Below are 22,114 nucleotides of genomic sequence, written 5' to 3'. Positions count from 1 at the left end.
AACAGTTCCTCAGGAGAACGAGCTGCCGGATGGATCGCGTCGACAAGATACTTGCGCAATGGCGCAAGGAGCGTCCCGACCTCGACACAGAGGCGATGGGCATCATGGGCCGGTTGAAACGGCTGACGACGCATCTCGCCCGCGAGGTCGAGCAGGTGTTGCAGCGGCACGGGCTTTCCTCCTCCGCCTTCGACGTGCTTGCGACCCTCAGACGCTCGGGCGTGCCCTATCGGCTCTCGCCCGGCGATCTGCTGTCGATGACGATGGTCAGTTCCGGTACGATGACGAACCGGATCGACCAGTTGGAGAAGGCGGGCCTGGTCGAACGCGTCCTCAATCCTGACGATCGGCGAAGTGTGCTCATCGCCCTGACCGAGGTCGGGCTTGTTGCGGTGGAGGGCGCCGCCGGCGCCCACGTGGCCAATCAGCAACGTTTGATGCAGGCCTTCAGCGCCGAGGAAAAAGCCGAACTCGACGCGCTGCTGCGCAAGTTTCTAGCGACCTTCGAATAGCTGAAGAATATGTCCCACGCGCACGCCGGCCGATGGTTCGGGCTGCGCGACGCCTCGTTAGATGTCCAGGTCGACCCAGATTGCAGCATGGTCCGATGCCGCGTGTTTCAGCTGCGGATAGGTGTCCCAGCGCTTCGGACGGCTCCCGGGCCAGGCTCCCCTGCCGAAAACACCGCCACGCTCGATTTTCTGCAAAAGCTTCAGCGACAGAAACAGGTCGTCTATCCCTGTTTCCAGCATTGCCGAGACCGAAGGTGCCGGGAAAGCCACCGTCGTCGAAATCCGGATGAGCAAAAGCATCCCGAAGCGTGCTCCCCTTCAGCGGCGCCAGAGGCGCGCTGTCGGGCGTGTCGTTCAAGTCGCCGATCAGCGCGATATACTCCAGCCCTTCGGCGATGCGCTTGTCGGCGATGTCTCGCGCATCCGAGGACTGGGCGCTGCCGAAGCCTTTGCTCTTAAAATGGTTGACCATGACGAGCAGCGTCGCTCCGGCTGAGGTCGTCACGTAGTATTCAGGGCAATCGCGTCAGAAAATCGGATCGCCGGCCGCATCCCGATCATCGACGTGGCTGCGCATGATATCGAGCAGGAAGCTCTTTCGGGTCATCACCCCGACATCGATCCCACGCTCATCATTGCCGTCGATGACCATGACTTGGTCGAAGGAGTACCGCCCACGGCTGGCAACACCTGCCTGTTGAAAGCGGAAAGGACAGGCCGGCTTTCGACCTCCACGACGCCCAAGATATCGGCCCCGAGATCGGTCATCACCCGCGCCGTGTTTTGCATGGCGATTTTGTTGATCGGCTCGTCACGCAATTCCAGCGATCCCACCCAATCGATGCGACCGTTCGCAGTCAGGACCGCACCGCCGGTCCCCGGCCGTTTCAGAAGATTGCCCCGGTTGCGGCGAAGAATGACGAAAGGGCCCGTATCGCTCTTCTCCACGCCTGGTCGATGATCAGCATCGCAATGCGCGCCTTGTCGGCTTCGCTATAGGTCACCTGACGCAGCAATTTCTCCAGTCCGGCACAGCGCTCGAGCAAGCCCGACCCTCCGCCCAGGTTTCCAGATTGATTGCCTTTGCGCGGCGAACAGGCTTTCGACATGAACGATGCAAGCCTCATGTCACTCCCTCCCATTTACCGGTAGAATAACACGCATATGTTGCATTTCAATGATGTCATCGCCCGAATCGAAACGCCAGCGGCTACCTAAAAGAGACTGCCCTGTTTCGGCGGCGCGCGCTCCTCTTGCGGCTTCGCCGTCCGCTTCCTCTGCGTGGAAGAGGACGGGCCTCCTTCGGTGGTCACCGCGCCAACGTGACCATCCGCAAACTCGATCGAAATACTCATGCCGGATGAGAGCGTTGCAGCCTGCGACACGGGCCTGTTCTCGTCGTCCCTGATAACGGCGTAACCACGCTTCAGCACGTTCTTGTAAGACAACGACTGCAGCATGCGGTCCTGGGCCGTGAGCTCGCCGCGTGCCCGCGTTAGCTGGTGCCTCACCGCTGTGTCGGCGTGACGCGACAGATTGGTGAGGTGATCGCGCAAGCGAGCGGTCTGCGTCTTCAGGCGCGTCGGCAGCGTGGTGAAGATTGCATCGGCACGGCCAACCCGCGATTTCGAGCGATCGATGAGGCGCTCGATCGTCCGCTCGGCACGCGTCATTCGTTCGTTCAGGTACTGGCGACGCTCTGCAATGCGGTTCGATAGAACATCGGGCCGCAGATGTGCGGCCGTCCGCTCCAAGCTGCCGCGCTTGTTGATCGTGTTGAGTTCGAGGCCGCGGCCGAGACCGGCGGCGGCCTCATCAAACCGGCGACGTGGCAGGGCCAACAGCTGATCCAGCGAGGGCAGAGCGCGGATCAAGGCCCGTAGGGACTGGCGATGATGATCCATGCGGCGGCTCATGCAACCCTGCAGGCGCGCCGCGAGCCCCGCCGTCTGGGCCTCCAATTCGACCTTTACGGGAACCGCCATCTCGGCCGCACCGGTCGGCGTCGGCGCGCGCACGTCGGCGGCATAGTCGATCAACGTCCAGTCGGTTTCGTGACCGACGGCCGAGATCACCGGAATCTGACTCTCGGCGGCGGCGCGCACCACGATTTCGTCGTTGAAGCTCCAGAGATCCTCGAGGCTACCACCCCCGCGCGCGACGATCAGGACGTCCGGACGCGGCATTTCCCCGCGTGGCTCGAAACTGTTGAAGCCTCTGATGGCGTTGGCGACTTCCTCGCCGGAGCCCTCACCCTGCACCTTTACCGGCCAGACGATGACATGAACCGGGAAGCGATCGGATATGCGGTGGAGAATGTCGCGAATGACGGCGCCCGTCGGCGAGGTCACGACGCCGATCACCCTGGGCATGAACGGCAGTCGCCGCTTGCGGGACTGATCGAAGAGGCCTTCGGCGCCAAGCCTGCGCTTGCGCTCTTCGATCAGCGCCATCAGCGCGCCGGCGCCGGCCGGCTCCAGCGTCTCGATGACAATCTGATACTTCGACGAGCCCGGAAAGGTCGTCACCTTGCCGGTGGCGATCACCTCCATCCCCTCTTCGGGGCGGAATTTCAGCCTGGAAAAGGTGCCCTTCCAGACGACGGCGTCAATGCGGGCACGATCATCCTTCAAGGCAAAATAGGCGTGCCCGGAAGAGTGCGGACCTCTGTATCCGGAAATCTCGCCGCGCACGCGTACCTGGTCGAAGGCAGTCTCGACGGTGCGCTTGATCGAGCCGGAAAGTTCCGAAACCGAGTACTCGGTAAGATTGCTCGGCGAATCATTCTCAAAGACGTTGCTCATAATCCTGTTCTACCCGATGAGGCAGCAAAGAGCAGCCTCCAAAGGGGGCACGGTTTTTTGTGCTTTCCCGTAACGAAAATCGGCGGTCAAGCTATTTTTCATTCAACATCAAAGGTTGACAGAGCAGCAAAGCCGACAATCGATCACCTCTCCATTTTCCCCGGGGAGACCACAATCGGCATCGGCGGAGACCTGGTCGTGACCATGGCGTCGGGGCAGGCTCTTTCCTTTGCCTCCGTCCGCGACGGATCGCTGTTGCCGCTGCGGATTTCCCGGGTCCATGCCACCGGCACCACCGCCGACAGCACTCTCGGGCTGACTTAGATTGCCCGTTGGACCCAACTGTGCCGATTGCGAACATGGGGAAAACGGTAAGAAACCGCTCGATTAATTGTTCGACAAGATAGACACGCTATACTGAAGTGAATCAGGAGATGCTGATGATCGCTCTGACGGCCACAACATTGGGTTTCGTTACCGCGCCGATGCGCTCGATCTTTTCGATGGTGCTGGTCGGCTGCCTCGTCTGCGTCGCCTATGCCGGCGCAGCTGGGGTCTCGTCGACATCCTTTCTCGACCTAGCCGCCGCCATCGTCTGCTATGACGCCGGCCTTCTGATCTGCCTTCTCGGCCTCTACGCTTTCGATCGTATCCGCGATCGTCGACGTTTCGTGTAAATCTTACGAACCGATGGGCACGTAGCGAAAGAACCGAACAGGCGCGCCCTCGGGCGTCGGCATGGGCTTCAGGTAAGCCGGAACGACGCCTTTCGCGAGTTGCGCGTAGAGACCATCCGGCTGCATTTTCGCAAGTTCCCTGGTCTGCGGATTGTCGGCGCAGAAGGCGAGAACCGTGACGCCAGCTCCCTTCAGGAAAGCCTCGGCTTCCTGTGGCTCTGCCAGGCCGATGTGCATTTCCGTGAGCATGCCACCCTGGTTTCGATGGTACGGCGCTGCCAGGATCCGGTTTTCCGTAAAGCGGAGAACCGAGACACCCACGTCGGACGGCGCGACCACCAGCCCCACCGGCACATCGGTCAATGGCGCCAGGGACGACTTCGATGAGCAGGACGGCTTTGCGGGCGCCGCTTTCAGAATGCTTTCGCCGTTCTCCACCTGCATACCGATCAGCCCTCCTGCGAGCCCCCAAACCGTCGCCACGCTCATGAGAACGGTGGAAAGGTAGCAGAAGGCGGCCGCGACATCGTCGCTGTCGCTGGCCGATATCCGGCGCATGTCGATAATCAGCGACGTCAGCGGCAGAATTGCGAGAAGATTGGCAAACATAGTCCCGCGCACCTGAAAAGCGGCGATTGCCCAACTCACGGTGAGGAGGAAAAGCAGGACCAGATGGACCCGCACCCGGTCGCCGTAAACGAGGCGGAACACGCAGGTGGCAAGTGCGAAGACGCCGGTCGCATAGTAGAAGCCTAGCGTAAACGGGTCCTGCCGATTGAGGGCAAGGATCGACTGCGCCTCCTCAACGCCGTCCAGCCAGAGCTTGACAAGAAGGGGATCGAGGTCAGCGAGCGGATTATGGAGGCATTGCGGAGCGATCGTGATGGCGGAGACGAGGACGAGCGCGCCGATCCCGCCCAAAGCGACAAAACGCAGCAACCGCCTTCCTCTGCTTGCGAAAGTGGCGGCAAAGAGCAACAGCCCGCCACCGATCGCCGCGAGGCTGTAATAGCCGAGCGACAGGTTATCACAGGTGACCGCCGAATAGAGGCGCGGCGGGACGGTGCCAAAGAAAAACAGGCTGATGGATAGAGCCAATGCAAGCCCGAAAGCCTTGGCCGCGTGCGCAAACGGCTCACCTTCCCACGCCCATGAGACAGCGACGACGATACACACTGCCGCCACGAAGGGCGTCGTCTCAACCCCGATCGCAATTGCAGTGGCCGCCGCTAATCCGGCGGCCGCATAGCTGAGCGGTCGATGGTCTTCGTCGAGTAGCATCGCGGTCATAATTGCGACAAGTGCGAACTGGACATTGTGGTGGTCGATGGCGCCAGGCAGGAAGCGGTTGCTGGGGATCAGCAGAAATGCCGTCAGTCCCAGCGCGACGTGCATTCCGAACGCGCCGCCGACGCGGCGGCCGGCAAGCCCCATGGCCCACAGGCTGGGGACGGTCAGTGAAAGCGGCCAGACGGCCAGCGCAAGCGCCTCTGCCCGCCCCTGCGGCAGAAAGAAGTCGAAAAATCTGATCAGGGTCGCGATTGGAAGGTCAATCAGGCGGGACCAGTGCATCAGGGTGCCGTCGCCCAGCCCCATACGGTATTGCATCAGGTCGAACCAGCCCTGCCCGTTGAGGAAATCGCGCACTTCGACGAGCCGCATGCCGTCATCATTGTCCGCGCCGACATAATCGGTCGCGCCGGGCAGCTTCAGGGCAAGGATCGCGGCAACAAGGAGGGCGCTGTAAAGAAGCACCGACGGCCATAGCCCGGACATCAAGGCGCGCAGCTTTGCGATCGACGATGGAGAGGTGGAAACATCGACCATCTGGGCAACATTCGTCATGAAGCGGATCTCACCGTTTTGAGTAGCAAGATCCTACTGCTGTCCTATCAAGAAACCGTAAAAGTCTTGCTGACAGGCGGCTTTCGCGGGCTTCATAGCTACTTGTTAACGGCCGGCATCTATTCTTGTGCGGATTTCTTCGCCACGGGTGTGATCATGACTGGATCGCGTATCGACAATCTGAATATTGCCGTGCTCTTACCCTGCTATAACGAGGCCGCCACCATCGGCGCCGTTGTCCGGGGCTTCAAGTCCGCGCTACCGGGCGCCCCCGTTCATGTCTACGACAACAACTCGACGGGATGGTACCGCGCTCCGCGCGATGCTCGCGGGCGCCCACGTCGTGCGCGAACGGCGGCAGGGCAAAGGTCACGTTGTCCGGCGCATGTTCGCCGACATCGACGCCGACATCTACATCATGGCGGATGGCGACGGGACGTACTCACCCGAGGACGCCGAGGAGCTCATCCGGACGCTGCTGACCGAGCGCGCCGACATGGTGGTGGGCACGCGACGCGGCGTCCACGCCGACGCTGGCAGACAGGGACATGCCTTCGGCAACAAGATCTTCAACATGCTGTACCGAACAATCTTCGGCACGGATTTTACCGACATCTTCTCGGGCTATCGCGTCTTTTCGCGTCGTTTTGTCAAAAGCTTCCCTGCCGTCTCGGCAGGCTTCGAGATCGAGACGGAAATGTCGGTTCATGCATCACGGCTGAAGCTGCCTGTCAGCGAACTGGAGCTGGATTACGGCCGCCGGCCTGAAGGCTCTCATTCGAAGCTTTCCACGTTCAAGGACGGCGCCAAGATCCTCTGGATGTTCGCGATGCTGATGAAGGAGACACGTCCCTTCGCCTTCTTTGGCATCATCAGCAGTTTTTTCATGCTGGCAAGCATGGCTTTCATGGCACCCGTGCTGATGGAGTATTTTCAAACCGGCCTCGTCAATCGGATGCCGACCTGGGTCTTGTCCATGGCACTGATGATGATCTCATTCATGGTCTTCACCGCAGGTCTCATTCTCGATTCCGTCGCGCGCTCGCGTTCAGAACAGCTGCGCATTTTCTATTTGAACGTCGCGGCCAGAAGCAACGGATCGACGACGTCCGAGCGCACGACTACCCCACACAAAAAGACGGCTCGCATCGCATGATTGCTCAGCGTGACATGGTATAATTTTCATGAACAGAGAAACCACGAACCGAATTCGCTTCGTTCTTGAAGACGTTCTGCCGCCATTTTTGCGGGACTCCGGCGTCTTTCGCTGGGCGGCGAAGCGTGTCTGGGGTGATCATATCAGTCACCTTGCGAGATTTCGCGAACGGGCGCCATTCCTTTCCGCGGAGGAATATGCCGAACTCTACCGCAATCATCCGCGTGTTCACGAAGGGACCGACAATTCCGCAGCATGCATTGACCGGATTGTGGGATCGATCGAAGGCGGAAGCATATGTGACGTCGGCTGCGGCACCGGAACCTTGCTGAGCCGCATCCAGTCGGCACATCCAAACCTTACCCGGCTCGTCGGGGTGGATTTCGTGATCGATGATGCATCGTCGCTTGCCGGCATCGAATACGTGGCCGCCAAGGTGGAGAGATTGCCTTTCGCCGATGGCGAATTCGATACCGTGATCTGCACTCACGTCATCGAGCATATTCTCGACTATCGGCAAGCCATCGCCGAACTGCGCCGTATTGCCAAGCGACAGCTCATCATCGTCGTGCCGCGGGAGCGCGAATATCGCTACACGTTCAACCCGCATTTCAACTTCTTCCCGTATACGCACTCGTTTCTGAGAGCCGTTCACCCGGTCCCCCCGACATTCGTCTGCGACGATATCGGGCGTGACATCTTCTATATGGAAGACAGGCAAGCTACGAATTGAAAGACGGCCTCATGCTCTCCAACCTTTCAATCAGCAACTGGGTCGGCCTTATCGGCACGCCGCTGCTCATCGCCTCCGGCCAGGTCCTGTTCAAAATGACAAGTGCGACCGCCGGCGAACTTAGTGTACGCAATCTGCTCGCGCTGTTTCTCAACCCCGTGCTGGTCGCGGCGCTTCTCCTCTACGGTCTGGGCACTATCATCTGGATCTATGTCCTCAAGGCCGTGCCGTTGACCATGGCCTATTCCTTCATGGGATTGACGTTCTGCTTCGTGCCTTTGCTGGCGCAGGTTTTTCTCGGCGAAGCCCTGACGCTACGCTACGCGATAGGTGCAGTCTTTATCATTGCGGGTATGCTGGCGATCAATGGCTGAGCGCGCGCGCAGTGCGTTGTTTTGGCGCTTCCTTGCACTGTCGATCGTCGGCGCGGCAGCCGACGTTCTACTCTACCTCTTGCTGCATGCCGCACTAAGCCCTTTCATCGCGCGTGCTCTCAGCCTGCTCGCTGCGCTCATCGTAATGCGCACTCTCTTGCGTTGGAGCAACGTGACCACTGGCGGCAGATTGGCCGTCAGTGACGCTGGTGTCGCGTCCATCCTGACGATCGCCGTCCTCTTGAACTACGGTCTGTTCGCCGCGCTGATCGCGATTTCGCCATCGCTGCAGCCACTCGCGGCGATGACATTTGCCTCGGTCACCTCGCTAGGCTTTAGCTGCGTCGGCTACCTGCGATTTGTGCTCCGCCGCGAATAAACCTCAGACAATTTCCCAGCCGTCCTTCTCGCTGGCGCGGTAGATCGCGTCGATGAATTTTTGGCTGAGCTTCGAGCTCTCCAGCGTCACGACCTCTTCCTTCTCGCCCTTGGCTGCACGCGCAAACGCTTCGGCTTCGCGTTTGTATTGCCGGCTATCCGGGAAGCGGAAGATCGTTGATTCATTGTGGCTGCGGTTGGTGAGCTCGATCTCCTCGGCGCCCCAGCGGTCGGCGTTGAACGGCGACTTGACCTCGATAAAGCCATCCGTGCCGTGGAACACCATGACCTGGCGGTTGGCAAGCTGGGTGGCGATATAGAAGCTCAGTTCGAAGTCACCGAAGTCGGCCTTGACGCTGGAATAGATGTCTGTACCGAACTCCGGGTCGCGTCGGGTGACCGCCTGTACGCGCAGCGGCTCCTTGCCTGTCGAGAAGCGCGTGCTGATCGTCGGGTAGACGCCAATATCGGGAAGCGCGCCGCCGCCGAGCTCCGGAATGTTGCGCATGTTGCCGGGGTCGCGATTGAAATAGGTGAAGGCACCCTGGACATGCTGAAGCGTGCCGATCGCACCGTCTGCGATCAGCGAGCGCACCTTCCGCCAGACCGGCGCATAGGTGACCATGTAGGCTTCGGTGATCAGGACCTTGTTGCGATCGCGGGCGGCGATCAGGCTGTCGATCTCATCGGCCTTGAGCGCGATCGGCTTTTCGCAGAGCACATGCTTGCCGGCATCGGCGGCCTTGATCGTCCACTCGACGTGCTGCGACGTCGGCAGCGGGATATAGACGGCGTCGATCTTGTCGGAGGCCAGCATTTCCTCGTAGGAGCCGAAGGCGTGGGGAACGGAGAAACGATCCGCCATCTCGCGCGCTCTCGCCAGATCGCGGCTGGCAACAGCCGTCACGACGCAGTTTTCCGCATCCTGGATAGCCGGGACGACGAGTTCGCGGCCGATCTTCGCGGTCGAAAGAATACCAAAACGCAGCATAGCCTGGGTCCTCTCCTGGTTCGATTTTCGGGCACCTTAGTGAGGCGACGACTGCGGCGCAATGGCGCGATCACAATTCGCGGAGTTGGTTTCCATCTGGCCCTCGCCGCGCTAGGTTAATCCCCGGCGGTGTTCTGCCGCGGCAGCGATTTCAATCAATTCAGCACTTTAGGAGAGCGCCATGGATATGCGCCGTCTTGGAAAAACTGGCCTTTCGATCGCCCCGATCGTCTTCGGCGGCAACGTCTTCGGCTGGACCGCCGATGAGAAGACCTCCTTTGACATTCTCGACGCCTTCTTCGACGCTGGCCTCAACACAATCGACACGGCTGATGTCTATTCGGCCTGGGTGCCCGGCAACAAGGGCGGCGATTCCGAGGAGATCATCGGCAAGTGGCTGAAGCGCGGCAAGGTTTCCCGCGACAAGGCCGTCATCATCACCAAGGTCGGCTCCGACATGGGACAGGGCAAGACGCTGAAGGAGAGCTACATCCTGAAAGCAGTCGAGGATTCATTGCGCCGGCTGCGGACCGACCATATCGACCTATACCTCTCGCACTGGCCGGACGAGAACACGCCCTACGAGGAAACGCTCGGCGCGTTCGCCAAGCTGAAGCAGCAGGGCAAGATCCGCGCGATCGGCTGCTCTAACCTGGACGCTGCGCAGCTCCGGGCCTCCTTCGATGCGGCCGAGACGTCCGGCGCGCCGCGCTATGACGTCATCCAGCCGGAATACAATCTCTATGAACGCGCAAGCTTCGAGGGGCCGCTGGCCGATCTCTGCGTCAAGGAAGACATCGGCGTCATCACCTATTTCAGCCTGGCCGCTGGCTTCCTCTCCGGAAAGTATTGCACGAAGGCCGACACGGAAGGCCGTGCCCGCGAAGGCCGCGTCGCTCAATACCTCGACGACAAGGGCTTGCGGATCCTCGCAGCGCTCGACAAGGTGGCTGTGGAGACGGGCGCCAAGCCGGCCGAGATTGCGCTTGCCTGGCTGCTCAGAAAGAAGGGCGTGACGGCGCCGATCGCCAGTGCTACCAGCCTGTCCCAGCTTGAGAGCCTGACCCGGTCGGCGACGCTTGCGCTGTCTGGCGACGCCATGGCGCTGCTCGACAAGGCCGGCGCCTGACGGGAGGAAACGATGACCGTGACGATCCGCGACGCGAGACCCGAGGACGAGGCGCGCTGGCGCGAGCTTTGGGCCGGCTACCTCGCCTTCTATGAAGTCACGGTCGATGCCGACATCACCGATGCGACGTGGCGCCGGGTCTTCGATCCGGCGTCCGCGATCTTCATGCGCGTAGCTGACGTGGACGGCCGGGTCATGGGCTTCACGCTCTGCCTGACGCACGAAGGCACCTGGATCCGCGGCAAGGATTGCTACCTCGAGGACCTGTTTGTCGATCCTAACGCCCGCGGCATGGGCGTGGGCCGGGCATTGATGGACGATCTCGTTTCGCTCTGCAGGAAAAACGGCTGGTTGCGCCTCTACTGGCACACGAGCGAGCAGAACAAGACAGCGCGGGCGCTTTACGACAGCTACGTCGAGAGCGACGGGCACATTCGCTACCGCATCAATTTCTGAGCGGTGCAAAGCCCTCATAGTAGTGCGCGTGGCTGCCCTCCCAATTCTCCATGCCGGGCTTGGTCAGGATGCCGCGCGGTCTGACATAGCTCTGGATCACGCGCCGCGGCCGCTCGTGCCACTGGATATTGAAAGCCCAGAGCTTCGGAAAGAAACAGAGCGATGCATAGGGCAGATGGTCGTGAATCCACCAGGCGAGCCGCTGCCAGTCCTCTTCATTCCTGTAGTTGTCGACCATCCACGGTACGACGACGCAGGCGGTGGCGCCCATGCAGCCATCGAAGTCGCGAACATCCCAGATATGGTCAGCGGTCGTCGCCGCGTTTGACGAGCAGTTGAGATTATTGCGATTGCCGAACTGGTTGACCTCAGCGGAGCGATAGCCGGAGCGGATATGCAACCGGCCGAAGGTCGCCTGCAGCGGTTCCAGCAGTTCCTCGCAAAGCCGCCTTCCGGCTTCGATCGCCAGCTCCGGATTATCCGGGATGTTTGGAATGCGATAGAAATCAGCAATTTCCGAATGCAGGAAGTCGCGCATGAAGAAATTCTTCGAAAGGCGCGCGCGTCCCAGCTCTTCCAAGCCCTTCAGCGATCCTGGTTTCTTCACGAACAGCTCCCGTTGGTTGAACGCGCCTCAGTCTGCCTTCATTGGTGATCGGCACCACCCGAAAAGACCCTCGACGATCTATTCTACGCTACGTTGAAAGATATCTACTTTGCCGAACGGCAGATTCTGCGCGTTGCCGAAAATGGCCCGTGCGGCCCAATCGAAGGAGCCGAAGGCCGGCTTCGAAAAGCATCGGGAGCAGACCGAGGGACATGTCGAGCGCCTGCAGGAGGTTTTCGAACTGGTCGGCAGGCGCGCTCAGGGCAAGACCTGCGAGGCTATCCAAGGCATCATTGCCGAAGGCGAAGAGATCATCGAAGAATTCAAAGGGTCGGCGGCTATCGATGCAGGTCTCATTTCCTCGGCGCAGGCGGTGGAGCAATACGACATCGCCCGCTACGGCACGCTGAAGACCTGGGCGCAGACGCTCGGCAAGAAGGATGTCGTCGCCCTGCTCGACAAGACGCTGCAGGAAGAAACGGCAACCGACAAGACGCTGTCGCAGCTTGCAACAACAGCCGCAAACCAGAAGGTCGCCGCCTGATTGTCGATCAGGTGGGAGTGAATGCCCGTGGCGTCACTCCCGCGTCAGCCAATATACCGGAAGAAGTCGATGAAGGCGCGCAGAGCGGGCCGCATCTGGCGTCGGCTGGGATAGTAGATGAACGGCCCGGGATAGGGTGAACACCAGTCTTCGAGCACGCGGACGAGCTTGCCGCTTGCCAGTTCGTTCTCGACACGCAGATCGAAGAGATAAGCGAGCCCGGCGCCGTTCAGTGCTGCCATCAACGCGAGCCTGTCCTCGGCGACGATCAACGGCCCGTCGACTGCAACGACGAGTTCCTGCCCATCCTTCTCGAACTCCCAGCGATAGATCGTGCCATTGGTGAAGCGCCGCTTGATGCAGCGATGATGGACGAGATCGGAAGGATGCAGAGGCTTGGGGTGTCGCCCGAAATACTCGGGAGAACCCGCAATCACCGTCGTCAGGCTGGGCGAGGCCCGCACTGCGATCATATCCGCCTCAAGGCTCTCCTCCAGCCGGATCCCGGCATCGAAACCTTCCCTGACAATATCGGTGAAGCCATCCTCATTGGCGATCTCCAGGGTGATGTCGGGATAGCGGTTCAGGAACTCGCCGAGCCGCGGCGCAAGAAGGATGTCCGAGGCAAAGCGCGGGGCGGTGATGCGTAGATTGCCGGCCGGTCTTCCGCCGGCCTCGGTGAGGGCTTCCAGCGCGATCCCGATCTCCTCCAGCGCCGGCTTCAGGCGCTGCAGCAGAAGGCGTCCCTCCTCGGTCGGCGCCACGCTGCGTGTCGTTCGCGCCAGCAGCCGGACGCCGAGGCTTTCTTCAAGGCTTGAGATCGCATGGCTGACAGCAGAAGGCGCGATCTGCAATTCCTTGGCGGCTGCGCGAAAGCTTCGCCGTTCGGAAACGGCGGCAAGAACGGCGAGTTGGGCAAGCTGTGTCCGGTTCATTGATCCAACAGTTAGAACAGCCTGTTATATATTGCACGTATTTTTTGATGATTGATCGGGCGCTACGTTACTTCGGTACCGCCGGTATCGACCGCGGTTTGAACTTCGCTCGACAAGGGAGCCTTCGCATGAAAACCCGCAAACTCGGAAACGATCTGACCGTCTCTGCCGTCGGCCTCGGCTGCATGGGCATGAGCTTCGCCTATGGCGCAAGCGACGAGAACGAGGCGATCAAGACGCTGCACCGCGCCGTCGAACTCGGCATCACCTTCTTCGATACGGCCGAAGTGTACGGTCCCTATACCAATGAACAGCTTCTCGGCCGGGCATTGAAGCCGGTGCGCGACCGCTTCGTCATCGCCACCAAGTTCGGCTTCAAGCTCGATTCGGAGAAATCGGGACCGGCCGCAATGACGGGTCTCGACAGCCGCCCGGAAAACGTGAAGCGGGTCGCCGAGGCTTCGCTGAAGCGCCTCGGCGTCGAGACGATCGACCTCTTCTACCAGCATCGGGTGGATCCTGATGTGCCGATCGAAGACACTGTGGGCGCCATGGCGGAGCTGGTGCGGGAAGGCAAGGTTCGCGCACTCGGTCTCTCGGAGGCCGGCAGCGCCACGATCCGTCGTGCGCATGCGGTCCACCCGATCGCGGCCCTGCAGAGCGAATATTCGCTTTGGTCCCGCGATCCCGAAGACGGCGTTCTCGACACCTGCCGCGAACTGGGCATCGGCTTTGTGCCCTATAGCCCGCTCGGCCGCGGCTTTCTGACAGGCTCGATAAAGAAGCCGGAGGATCTCGGCGTCGACGACTTCCGGCGTCAGCTGCCCCGCTTCCAGTCCGGCAATTTCGACGCGAACGCCGCCCTCGTGGCCAAACTCGAAACGCTCGCGGAGGAAAAGGGCGTGACGGCCGCGCAGCTTGCCCTCGCCTGGGTGCTGCACCAGGGAGACGACGTCGTGCCGATCCCCGGCGCCCGCAAGTTCCATCATCTCGAGCAGAACGCCGCGGCAGCGGACATCGCACTCAGCGCATCCGAACTGGCTGAGCTGAGCGACGCCATTCCGCTCGATCAGATCGCCGGCAAGCGCTACACGGAGGCATCACTCGCGATGACCAACCTCTAACCGAAAGGTTTGAAGCCTCAAACGCATGCCGCATCCTTCGGCGACCTTGCCGCAAGCAGTCCCTGCACTATGCTATGGACATGTTCTGGCGAGGTGATGCATGTCGGACCAGCAAGCAATCGAAGCAGTCGTTCATCTCTACGTCGAAGGCATGACCTTCGCCAACGAAGCCGCATTGCGGAAGGCCTTTCATCCGCAATGCGCCATCATCGGGCACTACGAAAACGCCGTCGAGTGGCTGAACCGGGAAGAATTCATTGCCGCAATCGTCGCCGAAGGCTCGGCACCACCCGGAACGCAGCCGCACATGGACATCCAGATGCTTGACGTCGTCGGCGATGCGGCGAGCGTGAAGGTCAGCGACAATTTCGCCGGAATGCTCTTTACCGACTATCTGTCGATGCTGAAGATCGAAGGCCGCTGGATGATCGTCAACAAGCTCTACTATCTGCACACATAGAAACGCCGGCGAGACGATCGCCGACGTTTGATCTTACGAAGTGCGATGCGCTCAACCTCTGAGGACGCCGCCGGTGAACTTTGTCACGCTGGCGACGATCTTCTCGGTCAGCGCCTCGAAATCCTCGTCCGTCAGCGTGCGCTCGACCGGCTGGATCTGCACCTCAATTGCCACCGACTTCTTGCCGTCGCCGAGCGACGCACCTTCGAAGACGTCGAAGACATTGACTGATGTGACCAGCTTGCGGTCAGCACCGCTCGCAGCCTTGATGATCGCGCCAGCTTCCACTGCCTTGTCGACGACGAAGGCGAAGTCGCGCTTGACGGCCTGGAACGGCGAAAGCTCCAGCGCCGGCTTGGTGCGGGTCGCTTTCTTCTTCGGCTCGGGCATGGCGTCGACATAGACTTCGAAGCCGCACAGCGCGCCGGAAACATCGAGCGCCTCAAGCGTCGAGGGATGGAATTCGCCGAAATAGCCAAGCACGACCTTCGGACCCATCTTGATCGTGCCGGAGCGGCCGGGGTGGTACCATTCAGGCCCGCCCTGTTCGATCTGGATGTTGCCCATCGGCAGGCCGCAGGCTTCGATCACGGCGAGCGCATCGGCCTTGGCATCGAAGACATCGACCGGCTTGCCGCCGCCCTTGACATTGTTCGACCACATGCGGCCAGCGCCGGCCAGCGATGCGCTCCCGCGGCGGATGCCGCCAGCGACGCGGCGCTGGCCTTCCGGCCGGTCGTTCTCATAGGTACCGGACACTTCGAAGATGGCGACGTCGCCAAAGCCCTTGTCGGCATTGCGCTGGGCGGCGCTGAGCAGGCCCGGCAGCAGCGAGGGGCGCATGTCGGACATGTCTGACGCAATCGGGTTGGCAAGCTTGAGCGCCGGCGAGCCGCCGCCGAAGAGTTTCGCCTGATCTTCAGAAATGAAGGACCAGTTGACCGCTTCCAGCATGCCACGCGAAGCAAGTGCACGCTTGGCGATGCGGGTGCGGATCTGCAGCGCCGTCAGGATCTTGCCGTTGACGGCCGCATGGCTTTCCAGCGGCGCCGGCTTGATGTTATCGACGCCGTGAATGCGCATGACCTCTTCGACGAGATCGGCCTTGCCATCGACATCGGGACGCCAGGAGGGAACGGCGACCGAGACACGCTCGCCGGAGCCCGTAACCTTGAAGCCGAGACGCGTCAGGATCTCGGTGCTTTCCTCAGTGGAAACGTCGAGGCCCGTCAGCCGCCTCACCTCGGAGAAGGGGAAATCGACGATTTTCGGCTCGTAGCCCTTGTAGCCGACGACCTCTGCCCTGGCGGCAGTGCCGCCGCAGAATTCGAGGACCAGTTCGGTGGTGCGCTCGAGGCCCGGAACCATGTATTCCGGATCGACGCCGCGCTCGAAGCGATAGCGGGCATCGGTGATGATGCCGAGGCCACGGCCAGACTTGGCGATGTTCATCGGATCCCAGAGCGCGGATTCGAGCAGCACATCGGTGGTGTTTTCATCGCAGCCGGAATGCTCGCCGCCCATGATGCCGCCGATCGACTCGATACCCTCTTCGTCTGATATGACGACGTTGTTGGCATTGAGCGTGTATTCCCGCTGATCGAGGGCGAGGACGGTCTCGCCTTCTTTGGCGCGGCGCACGGTCAGGTTACCCCTGACCTTGGCGGCGTCGAAGACGTGCATCGGCCGGCCCTGATCGAAGGTCATGTAGTTGGTGATGTCGACAAGCGCATTGATCGGGCGAAGGCCGATGGCGAGCAGCCGCTGCTGCACCCATTTCGGGCTCGGGCCGTTGTTGACGCCGCGCACCAGACGCAGCGCAAAGCCCGGGCAGAGCTTGGCGTCGTCGAGATCGAGCGTCAGCTTGACCGGTGTTTCGCCGTCGACAGCGAAGGATGCCACGGAACGCGTCTTTAGCGTACCGAGGCCGGAGGCTGCCAGATCGCGGGCGATGCCGTAGATCGAGGTACAATCCGGACGGTTCGGCGTCAGATTGATCTCGATCAGCGGATCATCGAGATGGGCATAAGCCGCATAGCTTTGGCCAATCGGCGCATCTTCCGGCAGGTCGATAATCCCTTCGTGATTATCGGAGATCATCAGTTCCTTCTCGGAGCACATCATGCCGTGGCTCTCGACACCGCGGATGTTGCCGACGGCAAGCATCGCCTCGATGCCTGGAACATAGGTGCCGGGTGCCGCGAAGGCGCCGATCAGGCCGGCGCGCGCATTCGGCGCACCGCAGACCACCTGGACGGGAGCGCCGTTGCCTGTGTCGACCGACAGGACCTTCAAGCGATCGGCCTGCGGATGCTTTTCCGCCGACAGCACCTTGGCGATGACGAAGGGCTTGAACGCCGCCTTGTCGTCGACGTCCTCGACCTCGAGCCCGATCTGGGTCAGGCGGGTGCAGATTTCATCGAGGGTGGCATCCGTTTCCAGATGATCCTTCAGCCAGGAAAGTGTGAACTTCATAATCTCTATCCTCCCTTACGCGCTCAGACCACCGAACAGCGTCGGCATGTCGAGCGGGCGGAAGCCGTAATGGGTCATCCAGCGGACGTCGGCGTTGAAGAAGTCGCGCAGGTCGGGCATGCCGTACTTCAGCATGGCGATGCGGTCGAGACCCATGCCCCAGGCAAAGCCCTGATACTCGTCTGGATCGAGGCCACCGGCGCGCAGCACGTTCGGGTGCACCATGCCGCAGCCGAGGATTTCCATCCAGTCGGTGCCTTCGCCAAACTTGACGATCGGGCCGGAGCGGTCGCACTGGATGTCGACCTCGAAGGACGGTTCAGTAAAGGGGAAGAAGGACGGGCGGAAACGCATCGTCACGCTGTCGACCTCGAAGAAGGTCTTGCAGAATTCTTCCAACACCCAACGGATATTGGCAACGTCGGCCTTCTTGTCGACGACCAGGCCTTCGACCTGATGGAACATCGGCGAGTGGGTGGCATCGCTGTCCTGGCGGTAGGTCTTGCCCGGGATGATGATGCGGATCGGCGGCTTCTGCGCTTCCATGGTGCGCACTTGCACCGGCGAGGTGTGTGTGCGCAACACCTTGCGCTCACCGTTCTCATCAGGATTGAAGAAGAAGGTGTCGTGCATCTCGCGGGCCGGATGGCCTTCCGGGAAGTTCAGTGCCGTGAAGTTATAGTAATCGGTCTCGATATCGGGGCCCTCGGCGATCGAGAAGCCCATGTCGCCGAAGATCGCGGTGATCTCGTCGACGATCTGGCTGATCGGATGGATGCGGCCACGCTCGGCCGGCGACGAGCGGACGGGCAGACTGACGTCGACAGTTTCTGCCTTCAGGCGTGCATCGATCGCTGCCTTCTTGAGCTCCGCCTTGCGGGCCGTGATCGCATCCATCACGGCGTTCTTCAGCGCGTTGATGGCGGCGCCGCGCGTCTGGCGCTCTTGCGGCGTCATCGAACCAAGCGTCTTCAGGAGCTCGGAGACCGAACCCTTCTTGCCGAGCGCGCCGACACGCACGGCTTCGATCGCCGGCTCGTCGGCAGCGGCTGCCACATCAGACAGAAGTTGCTTTTCCAGGGTTTCGAGTTCGGTCATCTTTTCCTGCCTCACGGGGCGTCAGTCTTGTCGATAATTCACGAAAACATGCATCGGATAGCTGGATTGCCACGATGAAGCGTCGCAGATCACTACCCATGTGCACGCGGCCAATCAACCGGGCACACCATAAAAAGCGGCTGAGAAAGCCTGTGTGTTTGCCCAGTTCGACCGTGGCCTCGAACGGCACATCACCAACCGGACCCCGCTGGGCCTCTGCCGAACCTTCCCGAAGCCTTTCGGTAGAAACAAAAGAACCCGCGCAAGCCTTGCCAGCGCGGGTTCAAAATCATCGAAACAAAAGTTCGAATGGCGCCGGCTTAGTTGACGGCTGCTTCAAACTCGTTCTTCGTACCAGCGTCCTTCAGGTACTCGAGCGCCTTCTTGGAGGCAGCAACGAGTGCACCGAATGCTTCCGGCTCATGGATAGCCATGTCGGAGAGAACCTTGCGGTCGACTTCGATGCCAGCCTTGTTCAGGCCGTCGATGAAACGGCCGTAGGTCAGGCCGAATTCGCGGACAGCAGCGTTGATGCGCTGGATCCAGAGGGCGCGGAAGTTGCGCTTGTTGATCTTGCGGTCGCGATAAGCGTACTGCTTCGAACGATCGACGGCAGCCTTCGCGGCGCGGATGGTGTTCTTGCGGCGGCCATAAAAGCCCTTGGCGGCCTTCAGAACCTTCTTGTGCTTGGCGTGGGCGGTAACGCCTCTTTTTACACGTGCCATTTCATGATCTCCTTAATCTAAAGCGTTCGCGGAATAGTCTCAGAGACCGTTCGGCAGGTAGTTCTTCACGACCTTGCGGCCATCCGGTTCTGCGAGAACCATGGTGCCACGTGCATCGCGGATGAACTTGTTGGTACGCTTGATCATGCCATGGCGCTTGCCAGCAGCTGCAGCCTTGACCTTTCCGGTCGCGGTGATCTTGAACCGCTTCTTGGCGGAGGACTTCGTCTTCATCTTGGGCATTTTGCTACTCCGTTTCTGTACCCCCGGCTGCTTCACCAAAGAAGCCTTCTCGCGATGCCCGATACCGGCCGTCGCAACAAGGTGCGGGAGCGTTGTTGTTGATCTGCGGCTCCGGTGACGAACCGTTCCGCAAGCATTCGAAACTGCCACGGCATGCCCTGCCGGTCAGTTCGGACGCGCGCTTATAACCGCAGCGTCATAAAAGTGCAACGGGGCAGCCGATGAATCTTCTAGGCCATTGCCGGCGGGCGGGCGGGCATGGCGGAGAGCGTCAGTTTCACCTCAAGCCCACCCAGCCGCGAGGTAGCCAGATCGAGCCGGCCGCCATGAGCCTGCCGTTGAGCACATCCTGTCAGATTGGGTAAGCACCAACCCAAAATACAAAAGCCGCCCTCACGGACGGCTTTGATACGAGAGTGGCGTGCGCTTCACTTCGGCGCAAGCACCATCATCATCTGGCGGCCTTCGAGCTTGGGCTCGGCTTCGACCTTTGCGAACTCGGTCGTATCGGCCTTCACTTGCTGCAGCAGCTTCATGCCGAGTTCCTGGTGCGCCATTTCACGGCCGCGGAACTTCAGTGTCACTTTGACTTTGTCGCCTTCCTCAAAGAAGCGGCCCATCGCCTTCATCTTCACCTCATAGTCATGGGTGTCGATGTTCGGGCGCATCTTGATTTCTTTGACTTCGACGATCTTCTGCTTCTTGCGCGCCTCAGCCGCCTTCTTCTGGTTTGCGTATTTCAGCTTGCCCAGATCGAGGATCTTGCACACAGGCGGTTCAGCATTGGGGGAAATTTCCACCAGGTCGAGTCCGGCTTCTTCTGCCATTCTCAGGGCCTGGTCTGTGGCCACGACGCCTAAATTCTGTCCTTCAGCATCGATCAGCTGAACTTTGGGAATGCGAATTTCCCTGTTCGAGCGCGGCCCTTCCTTAACGGGCGCGTCGTTTTTAAAAGGTCTGCGAATGGTCGTATTCTCCTCGCGTTGTTTCGGATCGCTGCAGCCTGGCACCTCCAATAACGGACGTACAAACGTAGTTTCGCCATCGCTGCAACGGAGTCAGTAACATCCTTTAGCGGAAAAATCATCTGCTGTCAGCCTGTCAAGAATCTGTTTTATAGGCCAAAACAACTGGAGTTCCGCGATGTCTGACGCAAATCTCACTCATGACCAAGAATATCTGACCGTCGGACAGGGCGAAGCTGCGCGCGAGATCGCATATTTCGCGCGAAGCCAATCTGGCCAAGCAGGTGGCCCAACCCTCGTCTGGCTATCCGGATACCGCTCCGACATGAGCGGCAGCAAGGCGGTCGAATTGGACAAGTTCGCAGCGGAAAATGGCCTCGCATGCCTGCGCCTCGACTATTCCGGTCATGGTCTATCCGGCGGCAAATTTACCGACGGGACGATCTCGCGCTGGCTGGAGGAAGCGCTTGCCGTGATCCTCCATAAAGCACCCGAACGCATTCTCATCGTCGGATCGTCGATGGGCGGATGGATTGCCTTGCGGCTCGCCCAGGAGCTCGCCAAGCGGCAGGACGGGCCGAAGGTGGACGGTATGGTACTGATTGCGCCGGCTCCCGACTTTACCTCCGATCTGATCGAACCGAACCTCACGAAGAAAGAGAAAGCCTCGCTGGTCGAGCACGGATACTTCGAAGAGCAATCGGCCTACAGCCCGGAGCCGAACATCTATACGCGGGCGCTCATGGAGGACGGGCGCGATAACAGCGTGCTCAAGGGCATCATCGAGACCCACTGCCCGGTGCATATCCTGCAAGGCATGAAGGATCCCGACGTTCCCTATCAGCACGCCATGAAGCTCGTGGAACATCTTCCCGCCGACGACGTCGTGCTGACCTTGGTGCGTGATGGCGATCACCGGCTGTCGCGACCCCAGGACATCGCGCGCATGTTTGCTGCGGTCAAAGGGCTGATCCGCTAAGCCAAACGATACCAGCTGTGCCAAATCCTAACGGATTTTAACCATGTTGGTGGGTAGCAGCCCCCTCCCCAGAAGTAACGATTGACTCTCCGAGCCTCCGTCCGTTAACTTTTTGTTAACAATACATGGGCGATGCAAGGGAAGAGCGGGCGTGCGGATCAAGGGTTTCGTCGTGGCCATGATGGCCGTGTTTGCTATGTCGACAGCCGCGACGCCGGCTTCCACCAACAACCTTTCGATGGTCACTGGCGCTGCCACTTCCCAACCGATCGGCCATTACGACTTCTGCCAGACCCATCGCAATGAATGCGGCCCGAACCGCAATGTCTCGCCGGCCGAGATGTCGGATGCGAAATGGGGAATGGTGCGCTCGGTCAACTCCATGGTCAACCACAGCATCACGCCGATGACCGACAAGGAAATCTACGGCAGGGATGAGGTCTGGGCCTATCCGACGACCGCCGGCGATTGCGAGGATTTCGCCTTGTTGAAGCGTCGCATCCTTATCCAGCGCGGAGTTTCGCCGGCTAATCTTCTTCTCACGGTGGTCCGCAAGCCAGACGGCGAGGGCCATGCTGTGCTGACGCTGCGCACCAGCAACGGCGACTTCGTGCTCGACAACCTGGCATCCAACGTCAAGCCGTGGTTCGACACCCCCTATTCCTTTATCAAGCGCCAGTCGAGCAACAATGCCGGCCGCTGGGTCACTATCGAAAATGGCCGCGACGTTCTCGTCGGTGCTCTGAAGTAGACGATATCGGATTGAGGAATAAAGGCTGGCGAGATGCCGGCCTTTACTCGTTGGGAACTTCGCAGCACCATATCCCGGGCTTCGCTAAGGCTCAGGCGCTAGGTGTAGCAATCGATTCACTGGATCGAATTGCTCCGGCTGCGTCGGACCTCG

25 protein-coding genes and 2 pseudogenes are annotated in these 22,114 nt (G+C 60.5%); 14 read left to right on the top strand and 13 right to left on the bottom strand.

Annotated elements, in window-relative coordinates:
- Positions 1-29: 29 nt before the first annotated feature.
- Positions 30-512, top strand: coding sequence for a MarR family winged helix-turn-helix transcriptional regulator (locus tag WGT02_RS02695; protein WP_024313511.1), 483 nt, complete (start codon positions 30-32; stop codon positions 510-512).
- A gap of 57 nt (positions 513-569) precedes the next feature.
- Here the strand turns inward: WGT02_RS02695 and WGT02_RS02690 are convergent, their stop codons facing one another.
- Positions 570-812: a hypothetical protein gene (locus WGT02_RS02690; protein WP_024313510.1), complete on the bottom strand. Its 243-nt coding sequence runs from the start codon at positions 810-812 to the stop codon at positions 570-572.
- Here WGT02_RS02690 and WGT02_RS02685 point away from each other — a divergent pair.
- Positions 799-1,008 (top strand): hypothetical protein, encoded by a 210-nt coding sequence (locus WGT02_RS02685; RefSeq protein ID WP_024313509.1) that lies wholly within the window; start codon positions 799-801, stop codon positions 1,006-1,008. The genes WGT02_RS02690 and WGT02_RS02685 overlap by 14 nt on opposite strands.
- Positions 1,009-1,038: 30 nt before the next feature.
- Here WGT02_RS02685 and WGT02_RS02680 read toward each other — a convergent pair whose 3' ends face one another.
- The 3 genes from WGT02_RS02680 to xseA form a co-directional block, all read right to left on the bottom strand.
- A complete protein-coding gene (locus WGT02_RS02680) occupies positions 1,039-1,164 on the bottom strand; it encodes a hypothetical protein (RefSeq protein ID WP_263622918.1) in 126 nt (41 codons plus the stop codon).
- 235 nt (positions 1,165-1,399) lie between these two features.
- Complete coding sequence (locus WGT02_RS02675; protein ID WP_225039786.1) at positions 1,400-1,639, bottom strand: hypothetical protein; 240 nt, start codon at positions 1,637-1,639, stop codon at positions 1,400-1,402.
- Between the two features lie 87 nt (positions 1,640-1,726).
- Complete coding sequence (gene xseA, locus WGT02_RS02670; RefSeq protein WP_024313506.1) at positions 1,727-3,316, bottom strand: exodeoxyribonuclease VII large subunit; 1,590 nt, start codon at positions 3,314-3,316, stop codon at positions 1,727-1,729.
- 440 nt (positions 3,317-3,756) lie between these two features.
- On the opposite strand from xseA, the gene WGT02_RS02665 reads away from it, so the two are divergent.
- On the top strand, positions 3,757-3,993 hold the full coding sequence (locus tag WGT02_RS02665; protein ID WP_024313504.1) for a hypothetical protein: 237 nt from the start codon (positions 3,757-3,759) through the stop codon (positions 3,991-3,993).
- 3 nt (positions 3,994-3,996) lie between these two features.
- Here WGT02_RS02665 and WGT02_RS02660 read toward each other — a convergent pair whose 3' ends face one another.
- Positions 3,997-5,838 carry a hypothetical protein gene (locus WGT02_RS02660; protein WP_208249214.1) on the bottom strand — a complete coding sequence of 614 codons (1,842 nt, stop codon included), beginning with the start codon at positions 5,836-5,838 and terminating at the stop codon, positions 3,997-3,999.
- A gap of 156 nt (positions 5,839-5,994) precedes the next feature.
- Here WGT02_RS02660 and WGT02_RS02655 point away from each other — a divergent pair.
- The 4 genes and pseudogenes from WGT02_RS02655 to WGT02_RS02640 all read left to right on the top strand — a co-directional run bounded on the left by WGT02_RS02655 (position 5,995) and on the right by WGT02_RS02640 (position 8,480).
- Positions 5,995-6,994, top strand: a pseudogene (locus WGT02_RS02655) (glycosyltransferase).
- A 28-nt stretch (positions 6,995-7,022) separates the two neighbouring features.
- Positions 7,023-7,727: a class I SAM-dependent methyltransferase gene (locus tag WGT02_RS02650; RefSeq protein ID WP_208249215.1), complete on the top strand. Its 705-nt coding sequence runs from the start codon at positions 7,023-7,025 to the stop codon at positions 7,725-7,727.
- Positions 7,728-7,738: 11 nt separating this feature from the next.
- Positions 7,739-8,101, top strand: coding sequence for a transporter (locus WGT02_RS02645; protein ID WP_024313500.1), 363 nt, complete (start codon positions 7,739-7,741; stop codon positions 8,099-8,101).
- Positions 8,094-8,480: a GtrA family protein gene (locus WGT02_RS02640; protein WP_208249217.1), complete on the top strand. Its 387-nt coding sequence runs from the start codon at positions 8,094-8,096 to the stop codon at positions 8,478-8,480. The genes WGT02_RS02645 and WGT02_RS02640 overlap by 8 nt, the downstream gene beginning before the upstream one ends.
- Positions 8,481-8,483: 3 nt before the next feature.
- Here WGT02_RS02640 and WGT02_RS02635 read toward each other — a convergent pair whose 3' ends face one another.
- Complete coding sequence (locus WGT02_RS02635) at positions 8,484-9,470, bottom strand: Gfo/Idh/MocA family protein (protein ID WP_024313498.1); 987 nt, start codon at positions 9,468-9,470, stop codon at positions 8,484-8,486.
- A 181-nt stretch (positions 9,471-9,651) separates the two neighbouring features.
- Here WGT02_RS02635 and WGT02_RS02630 point away from each other — a divergent pair, with 181 nt between their 5' ends.
- The gene (locus tag WGT02_RS02630) at positions 9,652-10,599 is read left to right on the top strand and encodes an aldo/keto reductase (RefSeq protein WP_208249219.1); all 948 of its coding nucleotides are present in this window, start codon (positions 9,652-9,654) and stop codon (positions 10,597-10,599) included.
- Positions 10,600-10,611: 12 nt separating this feature from the next.
- Complete coding sequence (locus WGT02_RS02625; protein WP_208249222.1) at positions 10,612-11,055, top strand: GNAT family N-acetyltransferase; 444 nt, start codon at positions 10,612-10,614, stop codon at positions 11,053-11,055.
- On the opposite strand, the gene WGT02_RS02620 is transcribed toward WGT02_RS02625, so the two are convergent.
- Positions 11,045-11,662 carry a hypothetical protein gene (locus tag WGT02_RS02620; RefSeq protein WP_024313495.1) on the bottom strand — a complete coding sequence of 206 codons (618 nt, stop codon included), beginning with the start codon at positions 11,660-11,662 and terminating at the stop codon, positions 11,045-11,047. The two genes, WGT02_RS02625 and WGT02_RS02620, sit on opposite strands and share 11 nt — an antisense overlap.
- 93 nt (positions 11,663-11,755) lie before the next feature.
- Between WGT02_RS02620 and WGT02_RS02615 the strand changes: the two are divergent.
- Positions 11,756-12,206: pseudogene (locus WGT02_RS02615) on the top strand (ferritin-like domain-containing protein).
- Between the two features lie 44 nt (positions 12,207-12,250).
- Here WGT02_RS02615 and WGT02_RS02610 read toward each other — a convergent pair.
- Positions 12,251-13,141 carry a LysR family transcriptional regulator gene (locus WGT02_RS02610; RefSeq protein WP_208249224.1) on the bottom strand — a complete coding sequence of 297 codons (891 nt, stop codon included), beginning with the start codon at positions 13,139-13,141 and terminating at the stop codon, positions 12,251-12,253.
- A 128-nt stretch (positions 13,142-13,269) separates the two neighbouring features.
- Here WGT02_RS02610 and WGT02_RS02605 point away from each other — a divergent pair, with 128 nt between their 5' ends.
- The gene (locus WGT02_RS02605; protein WP_024313492.1) at positions 13,270-14,265 is read left to right on the top strand and encodes an aldo/keto reductase; all 996 of its coding nucleotides are present in this window, start codon (positions 13,270-13,272) and stop codon (positions 14,263-14,265) included.
- 100 nt (positions 14,266-14,365) lie between these two features.
- On the top strand, positions 14,366-14,725 hold the full coding sequence (locus tag WGT02_RS02600) for a nuclear transport factor 2 family protein (RefSeq protein ID WP_037114966.1): 360 nt from the start codon (positions 14,366-14,368) through the stop codon (positions 14,723-14,725).
- 51 nt (positions 14,726-14,776) lie between these two features.
- On the opposite strand, the gene pheT is transcribed toward WGT02_RS02600, so the two are convergent.
- From pheT to infC, 5 genes are all read right to left on the bottom strand, one after another.
- Complete coding sequence (gene pheT, locus WGT02_RS02595; RefSeq protein WP_208249227.1) at positions 14,777-17,200, bottom strand: phenylalanine--tRNA ligase subunit beta; 2,424 nt, start codon at positions 17,198-17,200, stop codon at positions 14,777-14,779.
- 15 nt (positions 17,201-17,215) lie between these two features.
- Positions 17,216-18,298, bottom strand: coding sequence for a phenylalanine--tRNA ligase subunit alpha (gene pheS / locus WGT02_RS02590; protein ID WP_024313489.1), 1,083 nt, complete (start codon positions 18,296-18,298; stop codon positions 17,216-17,218).
- A gap of 320 nt (positions 18,299-18,618) precedes the next feature.
- A complete protein-coding gene (gene rplT / locus WGT02_RS02585; RefSeq protein WP_007798644.1) occupies positions 18,619-19,023 on the bottom strand; it encodes a 50S ribosomal protein L20 in 405 nt (134 codons plus the stop codon).
- A 39-nt stretch (positions 19,024-19,062) separates the two neighbouring features.
- Positions 19,063-19,266 carry a 50S ribosomal protein L35 gene (gene rpmI / locus WGT02_RS02580; RefSeq protein WP_004108077.1) on the bottom strand — a complete coding sequence of 68 codons (204 nt, stop codon included), beginning with the start codon at positions 19,264-19,266 and terminating at the stop codon, positions 19,063-19,065.
- Between the two features lie 428 nt (positions 19,267-19,694).
- On the bottom strand, positions 19,695-20,231 hold the full coding sequence (gene infC, locus WGT02_RS02575; RefSeq protein ID WP_024313488.1) for a translation initiation factor IF-3: 537 nt from the start codon (positions 20,229-20,231) through the stop codon (positions 19,695-19,697).
- A gap of 178 nt (positions 20,232-20,409) precedes the next feature.
- Between infC and WGT02_RS02570 the strand changes: the two genes are divergently transcribed.
- Together WGT02_RS02570 and WGT02_RS02565 are read left to right on the top strand one after the other, a co-directional pair.
- A complete protein-coding gene (locus WGT02_RS02570) occupies positions 20,410-21,210 on the top strand; it encodes a carboxylesterase (RefSeq protein WP_208249230.1) in 801 nt (266 codons plus the stop codon).
- 151 nt (positions 21,211-21,361) lie between these two features.
- Entirely contained in the window at positions 21,362-21,961 is a 600-nt protein-coding gene (locus WGT02_RS02565; RefSeq protein WP_024313486.1) for a transglutaminase-like cysteine peptidase, read from the top strand.
- Positions 21,962-22,114: the final 153 nt, after the last annotated feature.

The sequence above is a fragment of the Rhizobium sp. T1470 genome (assembly GCF_042140505.1).
GTDB lineage: Bacteria > Pseudomonadota > Alphaproteobacteria > Rhizobiales > Rhizobiaceae > Rhizobium > Rhizobium favelukesii.
This window is presented reverse-complemented; position numbering and strand designations above follow the sequence as displayed.

What these genes read in the sequence shown, in the direction of transcription:
- WGT02_RS02680 (WP_263622918.1), bottom strand. Translation starts at nt 1,164, where the DNA reads ATGGTCATCGACGGCAATGATGAGCGTGGGATCGATGTCGGGGTGATG.
- pheT (WP_208249227.1), bottom strand. Translation starts at nt 17,200, where the DNA reads ATGAAGTTCACACTTTCCTGGCTGAAGGATCATCTGGAAACGGATGCC.
- WGT02_RS02665 (WP_024313504.1), top strand. Translation starts at nt 3,757, where the DNA reads ATGATCGCTCTGACGGCCACAACATTGGGTTTCGTTACCGCGCCGATG.
- WGT02_RS02635 (WP_024313498.1), bottom strand. Translation starts at nt 9,470, where the DNA reads ATGCTGCGTTTTGGTATTCTTTCGACCGCGAAGATCGGCCGCGAACTC.
- WGT02_RS02660 (WP_208249214.1), bottom strand. Translation starts at nt 5,838, where the DNA reads ATGACGAATGTTGCCCAGATGGTCGATGTTTCCACCTCTCCATCGTCG.
- WGT02_RS02630 (WP_208249219.1), top strand. Translation starts at nt 9,652, where the DNA reads ATGGATATGCGCCGTCTTGGAAAAACTGGCCTTTCGATCGCCCCGATC.
- rplT (WP_007798644.1), bottom strand. Translation starts at nt 19,023, where the DNA reads ATGGCACGTGTAAAAAGAGGCGTTACCGCCCACGCCAAGCACAAGAAG.
- WGT02_RS02650 (WP_208249215.1), top strand. Translation starts at nt 7,023, where the DNA reads ATGAACAGAGAAACCACGAACCGAATTCGCTTCGTTCTTGAAGACGTT.
- WGT02_RS02640 (WP_208249217.1), top strand. Translation starts at nt 8,094, where the DNA reads ATGGCTGAGCGCGCGCGCAGTGCGTTGTTTTGGCGCTTCCTTGCACTG.
- rpmI (WP_004108077.1), bottom strand. Translation starts at nt 19,266, where the DNA reads ATGCCCAAGATGAAGACGAAGTCCTCCGCCAAGAAGCGGTTCAAGATC.
- pheS (WP_024313489.1), bottom strand. Translation starts at nt 18,298, where the DNA reads ATGACCGAACTCGAAACCCTGGAAAAGCAACTTCTGTCTGATGTGGCA.
- WGT02_RS02645 (WP_024313500.1), top strand. Translation starts at nt 7,739, where the DNA reads ATGCTCTCCAACCTTTCAATCAGCAACTGGGTCGGCCTTATCGGCACG.
- WGT02_RS02610 (WP_208249224.1), bottom strand. Translation starts at nt 13,141, where the DNA reads ATGAACCGGACACAGCTTGCCCAACTCGCCGTTCTTGCCGCCGTTTCC.
- WGT02_RS02600 (WP_037114966.1), top strand. Translation starts at nt 14,366, where the DNA reads ATGTCGGACCAGCAAGCAATCGAAGCAGTCGTTCATCTCTACGTCGAA.
- WGT02_RS02605 (WP_024313492.1), top strand. Translation starts at nt 13,270, where the DNA reads ATGAAAACCCGCAAACTCGGAAACGATCTGACCGTCTCTGCCGTCGGC.
- WGT02_RS02685 (WP_024313509.1), top strand. Translation starts at nt 799, where the DNA reads ATGAGCAAAAGCATCCCGAAGCGTGCTCCCCTTCAGCGGCGCCAGAGG.
- WGT02_RS02690 (WP_024313510.1), bottom strand. Translation starts at nt 812, where the DNA reads ATGCTTTTGCTCATCCGGATTTCGACGACGGTGGCTTTCCCGGCACCT.
- WGT02_RS02675 (WP_225039786.1), bottom strand. Translation starts at nt 1,639, where the DNA reads ATGAGGCTTGCATCGTTCATGTCGAAAGCCTGTTCGCCGCGCAAAGGC.
- WGT02_RS02625 (WP_208249222.1), top strand. Translation starts at nt 10,612, where the DNA reads ATGACCGTGACGATCCGCGACGCGAGACCCGAGGACGAGGCGCGCTGG.
- WGT02_RS02695 (WP_024313511.1), top strand. Translation starts at nt 30, where the DNA reads ATGGATCGCGTCGACAAGATACTTGCGCAATGGCGCAAGGAGCGTCCC.
- WGT02_RS02570 (WP_208249230.1), top strand. Translation starts at nt 20,410, where the DNA reads ATGTCTGACGCAAATCTCACTCATGACCAAGAATATCTGACCGTCGGA.
- xseA (WP_024313506.1), bottom strand. Translation starts at nt 3,316, where the DNA reads ATGAGCAACGTCTTTGAGAATGATTCGCCGAGCAATCTTACCGAGTAC.